Raw genomic sequence first — 15,876 nt, 5'->3', positions numbered from 1 at the left:
CTCATCGGCAAGCGCCCACATGAATTACCTGATCACATTATTAAAGAGCGTTTCGCTTTGCTGTTTGACTGACCCGAAAACGTCAGTGAAAAGCTCGGCCAACCGTTGAACTGCTTGGCCTCAGCGAGGAAGACGTATTCTACGCACTTCCGAAGGATTGTCAATGACTGATTGGCGAAAATCGAGACGGCGTGACATGACACAGTAACCACGCTCGCTTGCCTAACCTGCTGACAAACCTGAGGTTTTACACCTCATCCACCGCTGGCAACGCTGGGCGTCCCCGGCAGCGGATGCGTACTTTACGGCTTTGCTGACGAGGACGCAAGGGGTGTGCGGAATTTTTTAACTTTTCGGTTTTGCCTTGCGCATGACGGCCAACACAGGACCAGAGAGCACATAGGCACCAAATAGTAAAAGCAGCATGACAGACGGCTCAACGGAGATCATCACAAAGCCCAGCACCACGGCCAGCAGAACCACGAAAGGCACTGGTTTTTTGAAGTCGAGGTCTTTGAAGCTGTAATAACGAATGTTGCTGACCATCAGTACGCCAGCCGCCGCCACAACCACCAGCATCAGCAGCTTGAAACCAAAGGCATCCGCATCGAAGCTATGGAATGTCCATACACTCGCCGCCACCAGGGCCGCCGCCGAGGGACTGGGCAAGCCGATAAACCATTTCTTGTCCACACTGCCGATCTGCACATTGAAGCGCGCCAGACGCAGTGCCGCGCAAGCAACGTAGAGAAATGCCACCACCCAGCCGGTTTTGCCAATGTCTTGCAGAATCCAGGTAAAAGCAACGAGCGCAGGCGCCATGCCAAAAGAAATCATATCGGCCAGACTGTCGTACTCGGCACCAAAAGCGCTTTCTGTATTGGTCATACGTGCAACTCGGCCATCCAGGCCGTCAAGCACCATGGCAATAAAGATGGCGACGGCCGCCGCTGTAAAATCACCATTGATACCCGCCACGACGGCAAAGAACCCTGAAAACAGCGCCGACGTAGTAAACAAGTTAGGCAGCAGGTAGATACCCTTGCGGCGAACCTTTTTGCCATCTTCGACCGCTTCTTCAACCACTTCCGTGTCGCGCAAAAAGGCTGCTGCCAAGTCCTCATTGCCGCCTATTTCTGATTGGTCAGCGGTATCTTGTCGAGTATTGCCTGCCTGGTTTTCGCCAGAATGATCTGAACTTGGTTGCTCTTGATCGCGAGCGTCCTGGGTCATAGGTCTCATCCATTAAAAGTAAATCACGGGAACAGCAGTGACCACTTTCATTCTACACGCTGAAGACTTATCAGCCAGCCAAATGCGCCCGAGCGCTCATAAACAATCGCACCATGCAAAACGGGGCGCGCCAATGCGCACCCCGTCAGTCACCCCTGTGGCGTTAACTGCTTACCACCATCAGTTTTTAGACTTATCAACCAGTTGGTTAGCAGCGATCCACGGCATCATGCCACGCAGCTTGGCACCTACCTGCTCAATGTCGTGCTCGGCATTGAGGCGGCGACGCGCGGTCATTGAAGGATAGTTGCTGTTACCTTCATTGATGAACATCTTGGCGTATTCACCGGTTTGAATGCGCTTCAACGCATTGCGCATAGCAGCACGAGACTGCTCATTGATGACCTCGGTGCCGGTCACGTACTCGCCATACTCCGCGTTATTGGAGATGGAGTAGTTCATGTTGGCGATGCCGCCTTCGTACATCAGGTCGACGATCAGCTTGAGCTCGTGCAGACACTCAAAGTAGGCCATTTCCGGTGCATAGCCAGCTTCCGTCAGGGTTTCGAAGCCTGCTTTTACCAGCTCAACGGCGCCACCGCACAACACTGCCTGCTCACCGAACAGGTCGGTTTCGGTTTCATCTTTGAACGTGGTTTCGATGATCCCGCTGCGGCCACCGCCTACGCCTGCCGCGTAGGAAAGCGCCAGTTCTTTGGCGTTGCCCGACGCATCCTGATGAATGGCAATAAGATCGGGAATACCACCGCCCTTGACGAACTCGGAACGGACCGTGTGACCCGGCGCCTTGGGGGCGATCATGATGACGTCGAGGTCTTTGCGCGGCTCGATCTGGTTATAGTGGATGTTGAAACCGTGAGCGAATGCCAGCGTCGCGCCTTCTTTCAGGTTTGGCTCGACTTCCTGCTCGTAAATCGCCTTTTGGTTTTCATCCGGCGCCAGAATCATCACCACATCAGCGGTTTGGCATGCCTCTGGAACAGTGGCCACTTTCAGGCCAGCACTTTCTGCCTTGGCCGCCGACGAAGAACCTTTGCGCAATGCAACGGTGACATCGACACCTGATTCTTTAAGGTTGTTCGCGTGGGCATGGCCCTGAGAACCATAACCAACGATGGTGACTTTTTTGGCCTGAATAAGGGACAGGTCACAGTCTTTATCGTAATAAACGCGCATGGCGAAACTCCAAAAGCAGGTTGAATCAGAAAGTTGAATAGCGTGTGGTTCAGCGTTGATGGCCACCCGTGCCGTCTCTCGCGGCACTGGGATATGGCATTGAGATCACTCTACGACAGCATCACCGTTGCGTAAAACGCTATGTTTGCAACATACTATTTCACTTTATGAAATATTCTCGAGGATGCAGGCCTGCCATGGACTTCCGCTTACTCAAACACGTGGCCACTCTGGCCGAGACGCTACATTTTGGTCGCGCCAGTGAACTGTGCCATATCAGCCCGTCCACGCTAAGCCGTTCGATCCAACAGGTTGAAGCGGAACTGGGCACTCGCCTGTTTGAGCGCGACAATCGCCATGTCACCCTGACCTCGCAAGGCTTGGCGTTTCACCACTATGCGAAAGACACGCTGGAACAGTGGGAAACGCAAAAGCGGACGCTCGCGGCCACCACCGAACAACTGCGCGGCGAAATCAGTATTTACTGCTCGGTCACCGCCAGCTACAGCTTCCTGTATGAGTTGTTAAGCGATGTCCGCACGCGTCACCCGGGCATTGAGCTCAAGCTGCACACCGGCGACCCCGCCAACGCCATGACCCGCGTGCTGGATGGCGCTGACGATATGGCGATTACGCCGCGCCCGCGCATTCCGCCTGGCGCATTGGCCTTTAAATCGCTCACACGCTCGCCGTTAGTGTTCATTGCGCCCAACGAGACACAGGACTGGCTACCGCTCGAACCCGAAAGCTCGACCGCCGCGCAGTGGCAACGGGTGCCCATGATTCTGTCTGAAGCGGGGCTTTCCAGGGAGCACACCAACACCTGGTTCAAGGCATTGGGCATTGCGCCGCGGATTTATGCCCAGGTGGCCGGGCATGAAGCCATCGTCAGCATGGTAGGCCTGGGGTTTGGCGTGGGTGTCGTGCCGAAAATCGTACTGGATAACAGCCCACTGGCCGGGCGGGTCCAGGTGCTGAACGTGAAGCCTGAGCTACCTCACTACGATGTTGGATTATGCGTACTCAACCGGCGCTTGAAAAACCCCATGATCGACGCCTTCTGGGCCACCGTCAGCGCTCGCTAAAAAACGTCACTTGTAAAAAAAGCCGCCCCTTCACAGGGGCGGCCTTCTTGAACAGCATTAACGACTAGCAATTTAAAGCGACAGCACCTTGTCACCACGGGCAATGCCCGACACCCCGGTACGTGCCACTTCCAGAATACCCACCGGCGCCATGGCCTGCAGGAAGGCATCCAGCTTGGCGGCATCGCCGGTGATCTGCACGGTGTAGAGGCTCGGCGTCACGTCGACGACCTGCGCGCGGAAGATATCCACCGTGCGCTTCACTTCGTCACGGGCCGCGCCTAGCGCTTTCACCTTCACCAGCATCAACTCGCGCTCAATATGGTTGCCTTCGGTGAGGTCCACCAGTTTCACCACATCAATCAGCTTGTTGAGGTGCTTGGTGATCTGTTCGATCACCCTGTCATCGCCCACCGTGGTGACCGTCAGGCGGGAGAGCGACGGGTCTTCCGTGGGAGCCACGTTAAGCGTTTCAATGTTGAAGTTTCGCTGGGAAAACAGCCCGACCACACGTGACAGCGCACCCGGTTCGTTTTCCATCAGAATCGAGATGATATGACGCATCAGGTACGCTCCGTTTTAGACAGCAGCATGTCGCGCATGGCGCCTAACGGCACCTGCATCGGATAGACGTGCTCGAAAGGGTCGACCTTCACGTCCAGAAACACCAGTTCATGCTTGTCGGCAAACGCACGCTCCAGCGCTGGTTCCAACTCCTCAAGGGTGGTCACGGTGATCGCAGTAAACCCATAAGCCTCAATCAGCATATGAAAATCGGGCAGCGACTCCATGTAGGAATGGGCGTGGCGTGACTTGTAGTTCAAGTCCTGCCATTGGCGCACCATGCCAAGCGAAGCATTGTTGAGGTTGACAATCTTGACGCCGACACCGTACTGCTTACAGGTCGATAGCTCCTGCATCATCATCTGAAAACTGCCTTCACCGGTGACGCATACCACGTCATCATCCGGGAAGTTCTGCTTGATGCCCATGGCGGCGGGAAAGCCAAACCCCATGGTGCCAAGTCCGCCTGAGGTAATCAGTCGGTTGGGTTTATCGAACTTGTAGTACTGTGCCGCAAACATCTGGTGCTGACCGACGTCGGTGGTGACATAGGCTTCACCGCGTGTCACCCGGCACAGCGCCTCAATCACCTCTTGAGGCTTGAGCGCTTCGCCTGGAGTGGACGGCTCATAGAGCTTGCCCTCACGCTCAGCACGCCAATCATCAATTTTCTGCCACCAGTCGGTGAGCGCTTCCGGATGCGCAACTTCCCGGCCCTGCACCAGGCTGATCATCTCATTGATGACGCTTGACGCCGGGCCCACGATCGGCACGTCGGCGCGCACGGTCTTGGAGATCGAGCTGGGGTCGACATCAACGTGAACAATCTTCGCCGTTGGGCAGAATTTCGATGTGTTGTTGGTGACGCGGTCGTCGAAACGCGCGCCGATGGCGATGATCAGGTCCGCATGGTGCATGGCCATGTTGGACTCATAGGAGCCGTGCATCCCAAGCCAACCCAAACACTGCCGGTCACTTTGCGGGTACGAACCAATCCCCATCAGCGTCGTGGTAATGGGAAAGCCCAGTTGCTTGACCAGATCGGTCAAGCCCTCACTCGCTTTATCAAGCACGACGCCGCCACCCGTATAAAATACCGGTCGCTTGGCCTTGAGCATCATGTCAACGGCTTTCTTGATCTGGCCGGTATGGCCCCGGGTGACCGGGTTGTACGAGCGCATCTTGACCTTTTTCGGATAGACGTACTCGTAACGCTCGGTGGGCGCGGTCATGTCCTTGGGAATATCGACCACGACGGGGCCAGGACGGCCAGTGGCCGCCAGATAGAAGGCTTTCTTGAGCACTTCCGGGATTTCGGACGGGTGACGAATCGAAAAGCTGTGCTTCACGATCGGACGGGTCACACCGACGATGTCGGTCTCCTGGAAAGCATCATCGCCGATCAGGTGGCTCATTACCTGCCCGCATAGCACCACCATCGGAATCGAGTCCATATAGGCGGTGGCAATACCGGTCACGGCATTAGTGGCCCCCGGGCCTGACGTGACCAGCACGCAGCCGGGCTTGCCCGATGCGCGTGCGTAACCGTCCGCTGCATGGGTGGCCGCCTGTTCATGCCGCACCAGAATGTGCTTCACCTTGTCTTGGCGGAAAAGCGCGTCATATATATGCAGCGCCGCACCGCCGGGATATCCATAAATGTATTCGACGCCCTCATCTTGCAAGAAGCGGGCAATCATATCTGCGCCGGAAAGCAGTTCCACAGTGTTTCTCCCCTGGAGGTCTCGAGTGCGATCCGCAGACGATTCTACGGTGTCGAGTGCGGCGGTATGCCGCTGCCAGCCATTGCTGGCACCTGATGCCAAACCCTGGCATAAGGCCCGGTTAGGGCCTGCACTCTTGTCACGGCGGTTTGCCGTGTCGGGGCGTTGGCCAGGTCGGACGGTTAGCCCAAGCCCGGAAGTCCTTCGGCGGGTAGAGGCCTTCGCCTACCCTTCGCGCGGGGAGTGGGGGTTACCCGTTGGTTCCGCGCCCGCAAATCAGGAACCCACAAGATTCCATTAGCATCCTCAGCCTGTCAACCTTCGATCCAGCGAAAGCCGACAAACAGCCTGATTCAGGGTAAAAAAAGCCCCGCAGACGTGGTCAAGCGGGGCTGGCAGGTAAAGAAGTAAATCTTAAGAGAAGACTAATTTACCTTCTTCTGCGCTGATATGAATGGTGTCGCCAGGCGAGAACTTGCCGGCCAGCAGATCCTGGGACAAGGGATTCTCAATACGGCTTTGAATCGCCCGCTTGAGCGGCCTTGCGCCATAGACCGGGTCGAAGCCCACCACGGCCAACTGTGCCAAGGCATCGTCGCTGATTTCCAGGCTCAAGTCATGCTCAGCCAGACGTGCCTTCAGGCGTTCCAACTGGATACCGGCAATTGCCTGGATTTGCTCCTGACCCAGCGCGTGGAAGACCACCACTTCATCGATGCGGTTGATCAGTTCAGGCCGGAAGTGATTGCCCACCACCTCCATGACGCTGTCTTTCATGACGTCATAATTACTGTCCTGGTCATCACCAGCGCCACCGCCCATGCGCTGGATGATGTCAGAGCCCATGTTGGAGGTCATGACGATCACGGTATTGCGAAAATCTACCGTGCGGCCCTGACCGTCGGTCAAACGCCCGTCTTCCAGCACCTGGAGCAGGATATTGAACACATCGGGGTGAGCCTTCTCTACCTCGTCGAGCAGCATCACCGAATAGGGTTTGCGGCGCACGGCCTCGGTCAAGTAGCCACCTTCTTCATAGCCTACATAGCCGGGCGGCGCACCGATCAGGCGAGCCACGGAGTGTTTCTCCATGAACTCCGACATATCGATGCGCACCATGGCCTCCTCGGTGTCGAAGAGGTAGTTGGCCAGCGATTTGCACAGCTCGGTCTTGCCCACCCCGGTGGGACCGAGGAACAGGAAGGAACCGTTGGGCCGGTTGGGGTCAGCCAAACCAGCCCGCGACCGGCGCACGGCATTGGCCACGGCCTCGACCGCTTCATCCTGGCCGATCACCCGCTCGTGCAGCGCCTCTTCCATACGCAGCAGCTTGTCCCGCTCGCCTTCCAGCATCTTGGCGACCGGAATGCCCGTCCAGCGGGAAACCACCTCGGCAATCTCTTCCTCAGTCACGTTGGAGCGCAACAGCTGATGGCTTGAGGTATCCGTTTCGCTGTCGGCGCTTTCGGCGATTTTCTTCTCCAGCTCAGGGATCTTGCCGTACTGGATCTCCGACATGCGGCCCAGGTCACCCTGGCGGCGTGCCTGTTCAAGATCGATACGGGCCTGCTCCAGCTCGGCCTTGAACTGCGCCGCCCCCTGAATACTGGCCTTCTCGGCTTTCCAGATCTCATCCAGGTCCGCGTACTCGCGCTCCAGCTCATGAATCTGGTTATTGAGCGCTTCCAGGCGTTTTTTGGTCGCCTCATCGGTCTCTTTCTTAAGCGCTTCGCGCTCCATCTTGAGCTGAATCAAGCGGCGGTCGAGCTTATCCATCTCCTCGGGCTTGGAATCCAGCTCCATGCGAATACGCGAGGCCGCTTCGTCGATCAGGTCGATGGCTTTATCAGGCAGTTGACGGTCCGTAATGTAGCGCGTGGAGAGTTTCGCCGCGGCAATAATCGCCGAATCGGTGATATCCACGCCGTGGTGAACTTCGTAACGCTCCTTCAAGCCGCGCAAAATCGCCACGGTATCTTCTTCCGTGGGCTCGTCGACCAGCACCTTCTGGAAACGGCGCTCAAGGGCGGCGTCTTTTTCAATATTCTGACGATACTCGTCCAGGGTAGTGGCGCCCACGCAATGCAACTCACCGCGGGCCAGCGCCGGTTTGAGCATATTGCCCGCGTCCATGGCGCCCTCGGCCTTGCCTGCGCCGACCATGGTGTGCAGCTCATCGATGAACAGGATCACTCGGCCCTCTTCCTGGGAGAGCTCCTTGAGCACCGCTTTCAGGCGCTCTTCGAAATCGCCGCGGAATTTGGCCCCCGCCAGCAGCGCGCCCATATCCAGCGACAGCACGCGCTTGTCTTTCAGGCCTTCAGGGACTTCGCCATCAACGATCCGTTGCGCCAGACCTTCGACAATGGCGGTTTTACCGACACCGGGCTCACCAATGAGAACAGGGTTGTTCTTGGTGCGCCGCTGTAGCACCTGAATGGTGCGACGAATTTCGTCGTCGCGGCCAATCACCGGATCCAGCTTGCCGCCCAGCGCACGCTGAGTCAGGTCCAGGGTGTACTTGTTGAGCGCCTCACGCTGGTCCTCGGCGTTTGGATCGTCCACCTTGGCACCGCCGCGCAAGCTATCAATGGCCGCTTCAAGCGCTTTGCGGGTAAGCCCGACCTGCTTCATCAACTTGGTGATGGCACTGTTCATTTCCAGTGCGGCCAGCAGCACCAGCTCGCTGGCAATAAACTGATCGTCACGCTTCTGCGCTTCGCGGTCGGTCAGGTTGAAAAGCTTGACCAAATCCCGCGAGGGCTGCACTTCGCCATCGAACTGGCCGACCTTGGGCAAATCGTCCAGTTGCTGAACCAAGCCATCGCGCAGACGCGAGCTGCTGCCCTCGGCTTTCTCGACCAGGGCCTTGATGCCGGTATCTTTGGTATCCAGCAGCGCCAGCAGCAAGTGAGCAGGCTCAAGCTGGTTGTGCCCGCGACCCACAGCCAGCGATTGCGCCTCGGCAATGGCGGCCTGGAGCTTGGCGGTAAATTTATCAAATCGCATAATTTCCTCCTGGGGGTGGCCGCGCGTTTGGACGTGCGGCGTATCCCGATAACCTGTCGTCATTCGTGCTAATCACGATTAGCTTGACTGGTTAAATGGCGTCAGCGCCAGGAGGTTTCAAGGGCAAGAGTGACGGTCTGCTGATTTACTTGATCCAGATCACGCTGGCCATTCTGCCGGTACGGCCACCATCTCGGCGATAGGAGTAAAAGCGTGACTCGCAGGCGGTGCAGAAGTGACCACCGCTGATGTGATGAATGCCCAACGCCTCAAGACGAAAGCGGGCCAACCGGTAGAGGTCGGCCATGTGATGCCCCAGACGATAAGGGCTGTGGTCGAACGCATCCGCCGTTTCGGGCTGCGCTGCCACAAAGGCCCCATAGACTTCGGGACCCACTTCAAACTGCGCGTTCGATATCGCCGGCCCCAGCCACACCAGAATATCGTCCGGCTCACTGTTCATCGCCGAGACCGTGGCTTCCAAAACGCCCGTTGCCAAGCCACGCCAGCCCGCGTGGGCAACCGCCACCTGAGTACCCGCCCGGTTGCAAAACAACACCGGCAGGCAGTCGGCTGTCAGCACCACGCAGGCGTAGTCGCGGTCATTGGCAATCGCTGCATCAGCCTCTGGCGCCCCGGCCTGAAAAGCCTGCTGAACGCGCGCGCCATGGACTTGATTGAGCCACAGCAATGGACGCTCATCGCCGAGCTCTTTTCCGAGTAAACGACGGCACAGGTCGACATGGTCGGCGTTATCACCCACATGGGTGGCCGGATTGAAGGCCGCAAAGTCACCTTGGCTGGGCCCTGTCTCCCGGGTAGTGACAAACGCCCCCACGTTAGCCGGTGCCGGCCAATCTGGCACCAACAGCGTGGGCTTGAGGTCAATGGCATCGCTCATCGCATGGTCTCGCTATCGTCGCGCAGGTAGTCCAACAACATTAGTAGATCATCGGGCAGGCCTGCGTGGAAAGTCAGTGTTTCGCCGCTAACAGGGTGGACAAACTTCAGCTTGCGTGCGTGCAGCGCCTGGCGGGGAAATTCGCGCAGTATGTCTTTCAATGGCCCCGCAGCGCCAGGCGGCAGCTTGGCGCGCCCGCCGTAGAGCTGATCCCCAATCAGCGGGTAGCGGGCGTGGGCCATGTGGACCCGGATCTGGTGGGTGCGCCCGGTTTCCAACTGGCAGCGGACGTGCGTATGTGCACGAAAACGCTCTACCACACGAAAATGGGTCACCGCCGGTTTGCCTGAAGCGTTCACCGCCTGTCGCTTACGGTCTTTGGGATGGCGTCCAATCGGTGCATCGATCGTGCTGCCCGCGATCGGCTTGCCAATCACCACGGCATCGTACTGGCGGGAAACACTGCGCGCCTGTAGCTGCTCAACCAAGGCGGTTTGCGCGGGCAGGGTCTTGGCCACCATCATCAGGCCGGTGGTATCTTTATCCAGTCGATGCACGATGCCTGCCCGGGGAACTTCCGCCAGGGCCGGGTGATGATACAACAGGGCGTTCAGCAGGGTACCATCCGGGTTGCCCGCCGCCGGGTGAACCACCATATCGGCTGGTTTGTTGACCACCATCACCGTCTCGTCCTCAAAAACGATATCCAGCGGAATCGCCTGAGGCTCGAAACGCGTATCTTCTTCAAGTGTCGCTTGCAGCACGAGTGTCTCGTGACCGTGCAACTTTGCCTTTGGCTTGGCTTTTTCGCCATCGACCGTCAATTCACCGGCATTGATCCACGCTTTCAACCGTTCACGGGAGTAATCACTGAACAACTCGGCCGCTGCTTGGTCCAATCGGGCACCTGCCAAAGAGGTTGGCACGCGTTGCGTCGCTTCAACACTGCGAGGCATGGGATAATTTCCTTTGACGACACCCCGGCAATGTCATGCGAAGCCTGCGTTTTTTGCCGAGGTGATTTATAGTGGGCTGACTGTGACTTATTCTACCATTTCTACTCATGGCCATCGTCGCTTTTCGGTGATTGAGGCTTGTTTGCAACGAGGATGATGATGCGCGTTTTTTCCGCTGCCAATCGCTTTGGCGTGTTTGCTTTAAGCTTTGCTTTACTTGCTGGGTGCGCCAGCAATGGCAACAACGACACAGCCTACGACGAGGACGAATACGCTGGCGTTGCCGAGCGTGAACTCTATGAACGGGCGCGCGACGCTCTCGATGCGAACCGCTTCAATATCGCGGTAGAACGCCTTGAGGCGCTGGACACCCGCTACCCGTTTGGCGAGCACGCCGAACAGGCCCAGTTGGAGTTGATCTACGCCTATTACGAGAATGGTAACTGGGAAGAAGCGCGCGCCGCCGCCAGCCGATTCATTCGCCTGCACCCCGACCACCCTCAGGTGGACTATGCGTATTACCTGCGGGGCCTGTCTGCTTGGCAGGCGGGGCGCTTCAGCCTGGAGCGCCTGCGCTTGATCGATATCTCCAAGCGCGACCTGGGGGCCACGCGTGATGCTTACAGCGACTTCCGGGAACTGATCCAACGCTACCCCCAAAGCGAGTATGCGCCGGACGCTCAGCAGCGGATCGTGTACCTGCGTGAATTGCTCGCTCGCCATGAACTGCACGTGGCCGACTACTACCTGCGCCGCGGCGCCTATCTCGCCGCCGTTGAGCGCGGTCGCTGGGTGGTCGAAAAATACCCTGAATCCAACGCCACCCACGACGCACTCGCCACCATGGTAGAAGGCTACCTGGGCCTGGAAATGGACGACCGTGCCAACGAGGTGCTCGCGGTGCTGCGTGACAATGCGCCCAACCACGACCAGTTGGAGGGCAACCGGTTTGTACCCAAACATATCGATTAGCGCTGCGCGTACTCGCTATGCCAGACGCTGACGTGAGCTAACAAACACGCTGTACAAGTTTTTTGACAAAAATTCGTTTAAAAGCCACGCAAATGCGTGGCTTTTTTTGATTTAAATACTCTTATTTATCATTGAGTTAGCTTGAAAACCCACCAAACCTGCCAGTAAAAAATTGTACAAAAGCTATATAAATGACTACTATCCTCATACCAACATGATCAAGCATCTGAACGGTGCCTAAGGAGAAACTCAATGCTTTTGTCAAAATCACGGTTCACGGGAACCAAGATCAGCACACGTCTTACCCTGGGATTTTCGGCACTCCTCGCGCTTCTCGTGATATTGACGGGCATTGGCATCTACCAGGTCAACCAGATTGACCGTGACCTCGCGATCATCAACGACGTCAACGGCGCAAAGCAGCGTCACGCGATCGACTGGCGCGGCAGCGTCCACGACCGCGCCATCGCGCTGCGCGATATTGTACTCACTGGCGATGGCAATATTACCGCGCTTCAGGACACCATGCAGCGCTTGCAGGACAACTACGCAAGCGCCTCATCGGGCATGCAGAGCGTTATCGCCGAGAACGCTGGCATGCAAGGTCAAAACAATAGCGAAGAGCAAACCTTGCTCAGTCGTATTGAAGAGCAGGCAGAGTCGACCCGTGCGCTCACCGACGAAGTACTGGATGCCCATGCGCAAGGAAATTATCAAGCGGCTGAGCAGTTACTGCTGGCTGAAGTCGGGCCTGCTTATGCCGAATGGCTCAACCGCATCAACCAGTTCATCGATCATCAGGAACAGCTAAATAACGCCACCACCGCGTCCGCTCGCGATACCGCATCCGGCTTCCAGATGCAGATGCTCGGCCTGACGGTATTCGCCTTGCTTGTGGGCGGCTTTATTGCGGTCTTCATGACCCGCCAGCTGATGCGTGAGCTGGGCGCCGAGCCCCACGAAGTCAAGGCGTTTGCCGAAGCCATTGGGCGTGGCGAACTGGATAGCCAAGGACGTCTGAAGAAGGGCGACAAGCGCAGCATCATGGCCTCTCAGGTGGAGATGGCCCGCCAGCTGCAGGGCATCGTCGCCGAAGTGCGGGCATCGGCCCAGGCGGTCGCCAGCAACAGCGAGCAAATTGCCGAGGGCAACAACGACCTGTCATCACGTACCGAGCAACAGGCCAGCGCACTGGCAGAAACCGCCTCTGCCATGGAGCAGCTCAACAGCACCGTCAAACTCAACGCCGACAACTCCGAGCAGGCCAGCCAGGAAGCGACCAGCGCTTCCCGCACAGCGACACAGGGCGGTGACGCCGTGCGTCAGGTGGCCGACACCATGAACGACCTCAACAAGAGCTCACAGGAAATCGCCGGAATCATCTCCACCATCGATGCCATTGCCTTCCAGACCAACATCCTGGCGCTGAACGCTTCCGTGGAAGCGGCTCGTGCTGGCGAACACGGCCGCGGCTTCGCCGTGGTGGCGGAAGAAGTGCGCAAACTTGCCCAGCGTAGTGCCGACGCCGCCCGGGAGATCAATGATTTGATCTCCAGCAATCTGGAGCGCGTCAAGCACGGCAACGAGCGTGCTGCCGACGCCAACAAGTCAACCGAAGAGATCGTGGCGGCGATTGGCCGGGTCACCGACATCATGAAAGAAATCAGCCATGCCAGCGCCGAGCAGAGTGCCGGAGTACAGGAAGTCGGCCAAGCGGTTACCGAGATGGATCAGGTCACCCAGCAAAACGCGTCCCTGGTACATGAAAGCGCCACGGCGGCCAACAACTTGCGCCAGAATGCTCATAAGCTGATCGACTCCATGTCCATCTTCAGGCTGCCCTCTAGCGGTTCCGACCACGCGATGGCCCTGGCTTCGTCTCAGACCACCGCTAACGCTGCGCCAGCCGCCTCGGGAACCGCATTGCGCCAGCAGAAACCCCAGCCCGAGTGGGAAAGCTTCTAAGCAAAAGAACGCTGTCTTCATTGCCACGGATAGGCGCTCACCAAAAGGAAGGCTCCCGATTGGAAGGGAGCCTCTATTTCAGACCCTCTGTGCTGAGGCGGATATGAAGCCCACCCAAAGTCTTATCGTGTTTTTCCTGCTGCCCGTCCTTATGTTTGTCGTTCCTGCCTTCGTGCTGGGCATGCTGGCCCTGAACATTGCCAGAGAACAGTTCCTCGACAGTCACCAGACGCAATCCCAAGACCTTGCCAACCTGGTTGAAATGGCCACCTTCGAGCGCCGACTCGGCGCCCTTCACGAACGCCTCAGCCAAGTTCTCGCGGAAGCCGACAACGACCAGCTCAGCGCATTCGATAGCTATAGCGAATACAGCCAGATTCACCTCAAGCTGAACGAAATGGGCGAGCGTATCGAGCATTTGGCGTCGTCGGGCCTGGTTGATGGCCTGCAAGCCGACAGTGCTGAAACGCTACTGTCCGCTTTTCAAAAATATCGGCGTTTCATCGAAATGGCTAACGAAGCTGCCACGCTGAATCAGACCGACATCAGTTTTTTCATGCAGGAAGCTGAAACCAACTTCAACCATTTCATGATTCTCACCCAAAGTACCTTTGAAGCACTCACCGAGCGCGCGAGTGAGCGTCATCAACAAACCTTCCATACCCTGAGCCGGTCTATCAATACCCTTGTCTGGGTAGGGTTGGGGTTATTGGGCATACTGGTCGTCGCCGCCGTCTTTGCCGCCTGGCGTATCAACCGCCGACTGGTGATGGTTGGCGATGCCATCCTGGCACTCTCCAACACTCGCCAGGCACTGCCTGACTTTGCCGATATTCAACGCCTCAGCCAACGTCATCGAGGGCCACTGAAGCGTATTGCATCCGCACTGCTATCGTTTCGAAAAACCGAGCAGCAGCGTCGCGAGGCCGAGCGCAAGGTACACCGGCTGGCCTACTACGACAGCCTTACCCAACTGCCCAACTGGCAGTTAATGAAAGAGCACCTTCACCATTCACTGGATACCAACCAGCGGACGGAGACCTACGGCGCGCTGCTATACCTGGACGTGGACGACTTCAAACGCATCAATGACAGCTGCGGTCACCGGGCAGGTGATAGCCTGCTTCAAGAAATTTCCCGGCGGTTATCGGCCCTTGGCATCGAGGGGACAACCATTGGACGCATAGGCGGCGATGAGTTTGTCATGATTATCGATGGATTACCGGCAGATCAACTGAAGGCCGCAGAGAAAACCGAGCTGCTCACCGAGAAGCTCCACCACGCTCTCGGCCAGCCGTATCTGTGGGAAGAAAGAGAGCATTTCCTGAGCACGAGCATTGGCGTTGTCCTGTTTGGCGACGCTGCGTATAGCGTCGACAATCTTTTTCAATATGCCAACGCGGCTGCCCACCTTGCCAAGCAGTCAGCTCCCAACGGCCTGAGGTTTTACGACCCGGCGGTGCAAGCTGAACTTGAAGCCAGGACCGAGCTGGAGCGTGACCTGCGCCTGGCCATTGAACGTCAGGAATTCGTACTCGTTTATCAAACGCAGGTCGATAGCACCGGGCGGGCGATTGGCGCAGAGGCGTTGATTCGGTGGCAACATCCGCAACAAGGCTTTGTCTCGCCAGGCACCTTTATCCCCCTGGCCGAAGAAACCGGGCTGATCGTGCCGATCGGTCAGTGGGTGCTTGAAGCCGCATGCAAGCAGTTGGTTGCCTGGGCCGACGATGACAGCACAGCGCACCTGACACTCGCGGTCAACGTCAGCGCTAAACAGTTTCAGCAGCCCGATTTTGTCGATAGCGTACGCTGCGTTCTCGCCAGGAGCGGCGCCCTGCCACAACGGTTAAAGCTGGAAATCACGGAAAGCACGGTGATTGGTAATGTAGACGATACCATTGCCCGCATGCATCAGCTGAAAGCGCTGGGGATCAGTTTCGCCATAGATGATTTTGGTACCGGGTATTCATCGCTTCAGTACCTGAAGCGGCTGCCGCTGGATCAGATCAAAATCGATCAGTCGTTTGTCCGCGACCTGCATAAGGACGCGGACGACATGGCGATCGTGCAAACCATCATTGCCATGGGGCAGGCACTGGGACTGAACGTGATCGCGGAAGGCGTGGAAACCCAGGAACATTGGCGCCACCTGAATGACCGCCAATGCCACGCCTATCAGGGCTATTATTTCAGCAAACCCGTTTCCGCTGTCGAGATGGTAAAGCGAAGCCTGGCACCGCCACCGATGCTCGACTAGGCCCCGTAGT

Annotated in this window: 11 protein-coding genes; 4 read left to right on the top strand and 7 right to left on the bottom strand. The window is 57.4% G+C overall.

Going from position 1 to position 15,876, the window contains the following annotated elements:
* Window positions 1-345: 345 nt before the first annotated feature.
* Together pssA and ilvC are read right to left on the bottom strand one after the other, a co-directional pair.
* Window positions 346-1,233, bottom strand: coding sequence for a CDP-diacylglycerol--serine O-phosphatidyltransferase (gene pssA / locus ADS46_RS04370; RefSeq protein ID WP_066316778.1), 888 nt, complete (start codon window positions 1,231-1,233; stop codon window positions 346-348).
* Window positions 1,234-1,413: 180 nt separating this feature from the next.
* A complete protein-coding gene (gene ilvC, locus ADS46_RS04365; RefSeq protein WP_066316776.1) occupies window positions 1,414-2,430 on the bottom strand; it encodes a ketol-acid reductoisomerase in 1,017 nt (338 codons plus the stop codon).
* A 197-nt stretch (window positions 2,431-2,627) separates the two neighbouring features.
* On the opposite strand from ilvC, the gene ilvY reads away from it, so the two are divergent.
* Entirely contained in the window at window positions 2,628-3,515 is an 888-nt protein-coding gene (gene ilvY / locus ADS46_RS04360) for an HTH-type transcriptional activator IlvY (RefSeq protein ID WP_066316768.1), read from the top strand.
* 72 nt (window positions 3,516-3,587) lie between these two features.
* On the opposite strand, the gene ilvN is transcribed toward ilvY, so the two are convergent.
* The 5 genes from ilvN to rluD all read right to left on the bottom strand — a co-directional run bounded on the left by ilvN (window position 3,588) and on the right by rluD (window position 10,669).
* On the bottom strand, window positions 3,588-4,079 hold the full coding sequence (ilvN, locus tag ADS46_RS04355) for an acetolactate synthase small subunit (RefSeq protein WP_066316765.1): 492 nt from the start codon (window positions 4,077-4,079) through the stop codon (window positions 3,588-3,590).
* On the bottom strand, window positions 4,079-5,803 hold the full coding sequence (locus tag ADS46_RS04350; protein WP_066316763.1) for an acetolactate synthase 3 large subunit: 1,725 nt from the start codon (window positions 5,801-5,803) through the stop codon (window positions 4,079-4,081). The genes ilvN and ADS46_RS04350 overlap by 1 nt, the downstream gene beginning before the upstream one ends.
* 414 nt (window positions 5,804-6,217) lie before the next feature.
* On the bottom strand, window positions 6,218-8,812 hold the full coding sequence (gene clpB, locus ADS46_RS04345) for an ATP-dependent chaperone ClpB (RefSeq protein WP_066316760.1): 2,595 nt from the start codon (window positions 8,810-8,812) through the stop codon (window positions 6,218-6,220).
* 145 nt (window positions 8,813-8,957) lie between these two features.
* Entirely contained in the window at window positions 8,958-9,713 is a 756-nt protein-coding gene (pgeF, locus tag ADS46_RS04340) for a peptidoglycan editing factor PgeF (protein WP_066316758.1), read from the bottom strand.
* Window positions 9,710-10,669, bottom strand: coding sequence for a 23S rRNA pseudouridine(1911/1915/1917) synthase RluD (gene rluD, locus ADS46_RS04335; protein WP_066316753.1), 960 nt, complete (start codon window positions 10,667-10,669; stop codon window positions 9,710-9,712). Before rluD ends, pgeF begins: the two co-directional genes overlap by 4 nt.
* A gap of 159 nt (window positions 10,670-10,828) precedes the next feature.
* Here rluD and ADS46_RS04330 point away from each other — a divergent pair, with 159 nt between their 5' ends.
* The 3 genes from ADS46_RS04330 to ADS46_RS04320 all read left to right on the top strand — a co-directional run bounded on the left by ADS46_RS04330 (window position 10,829) and on the right by ADS46_RS04320 (window position 15,866).
* The gene (locus tag ADS46_RS04330; RefSeq protein ID WP_066316751.1) at window positions 10,829-11,641 is read left to right on the top strand and encodes an outer membrane protein assembly factor BamD; all 813 of its coding nucleotides are present in this window, start codon (window positions 10,829-10,831) and stop codon (window positions 11,639-11,641) included.
* A gap of 252 nt (window positions 11,642-11,893) precedes the next feature.
* On the top strand, window positions 11,894-13,606 hold the full coding sequence (locus tag ADS46_RS04325; protein WP_066316749.1) for a methyl-accepting chemotaxis protein: 1,713 nt from the start codon (window positions 11,894-11,896) through the stop codon (window positions 13,604-13,606).
* 103 nt (window positions 13,607-13,709) lie between these two features.
* Entirely contained in the window at window positions 13,710-15,866 is a 2,157-nt protein-coding gene (locus ADS46_RS04320) for a putative bifunctional diguanylate cyclase/phosphodiesterase (protein ID WP_066316745.1), read from the top strand.
* Window positions 15,867-15,876: the final 10 nt, after the last annotated feature.

Origin of the sequence: Halomonas sp. G11 (genome assembly GCF_001663515.1) — a bacterium.
Classification (GTDB): Bacteria; Pseudomonadota; Gammaproteobacteria; order Pseudomonadales; family Halomonadaceae; genus Vreelandella.
This window is presented reverse-complemented; position numbering and strand designations above follow the sequence as displayed.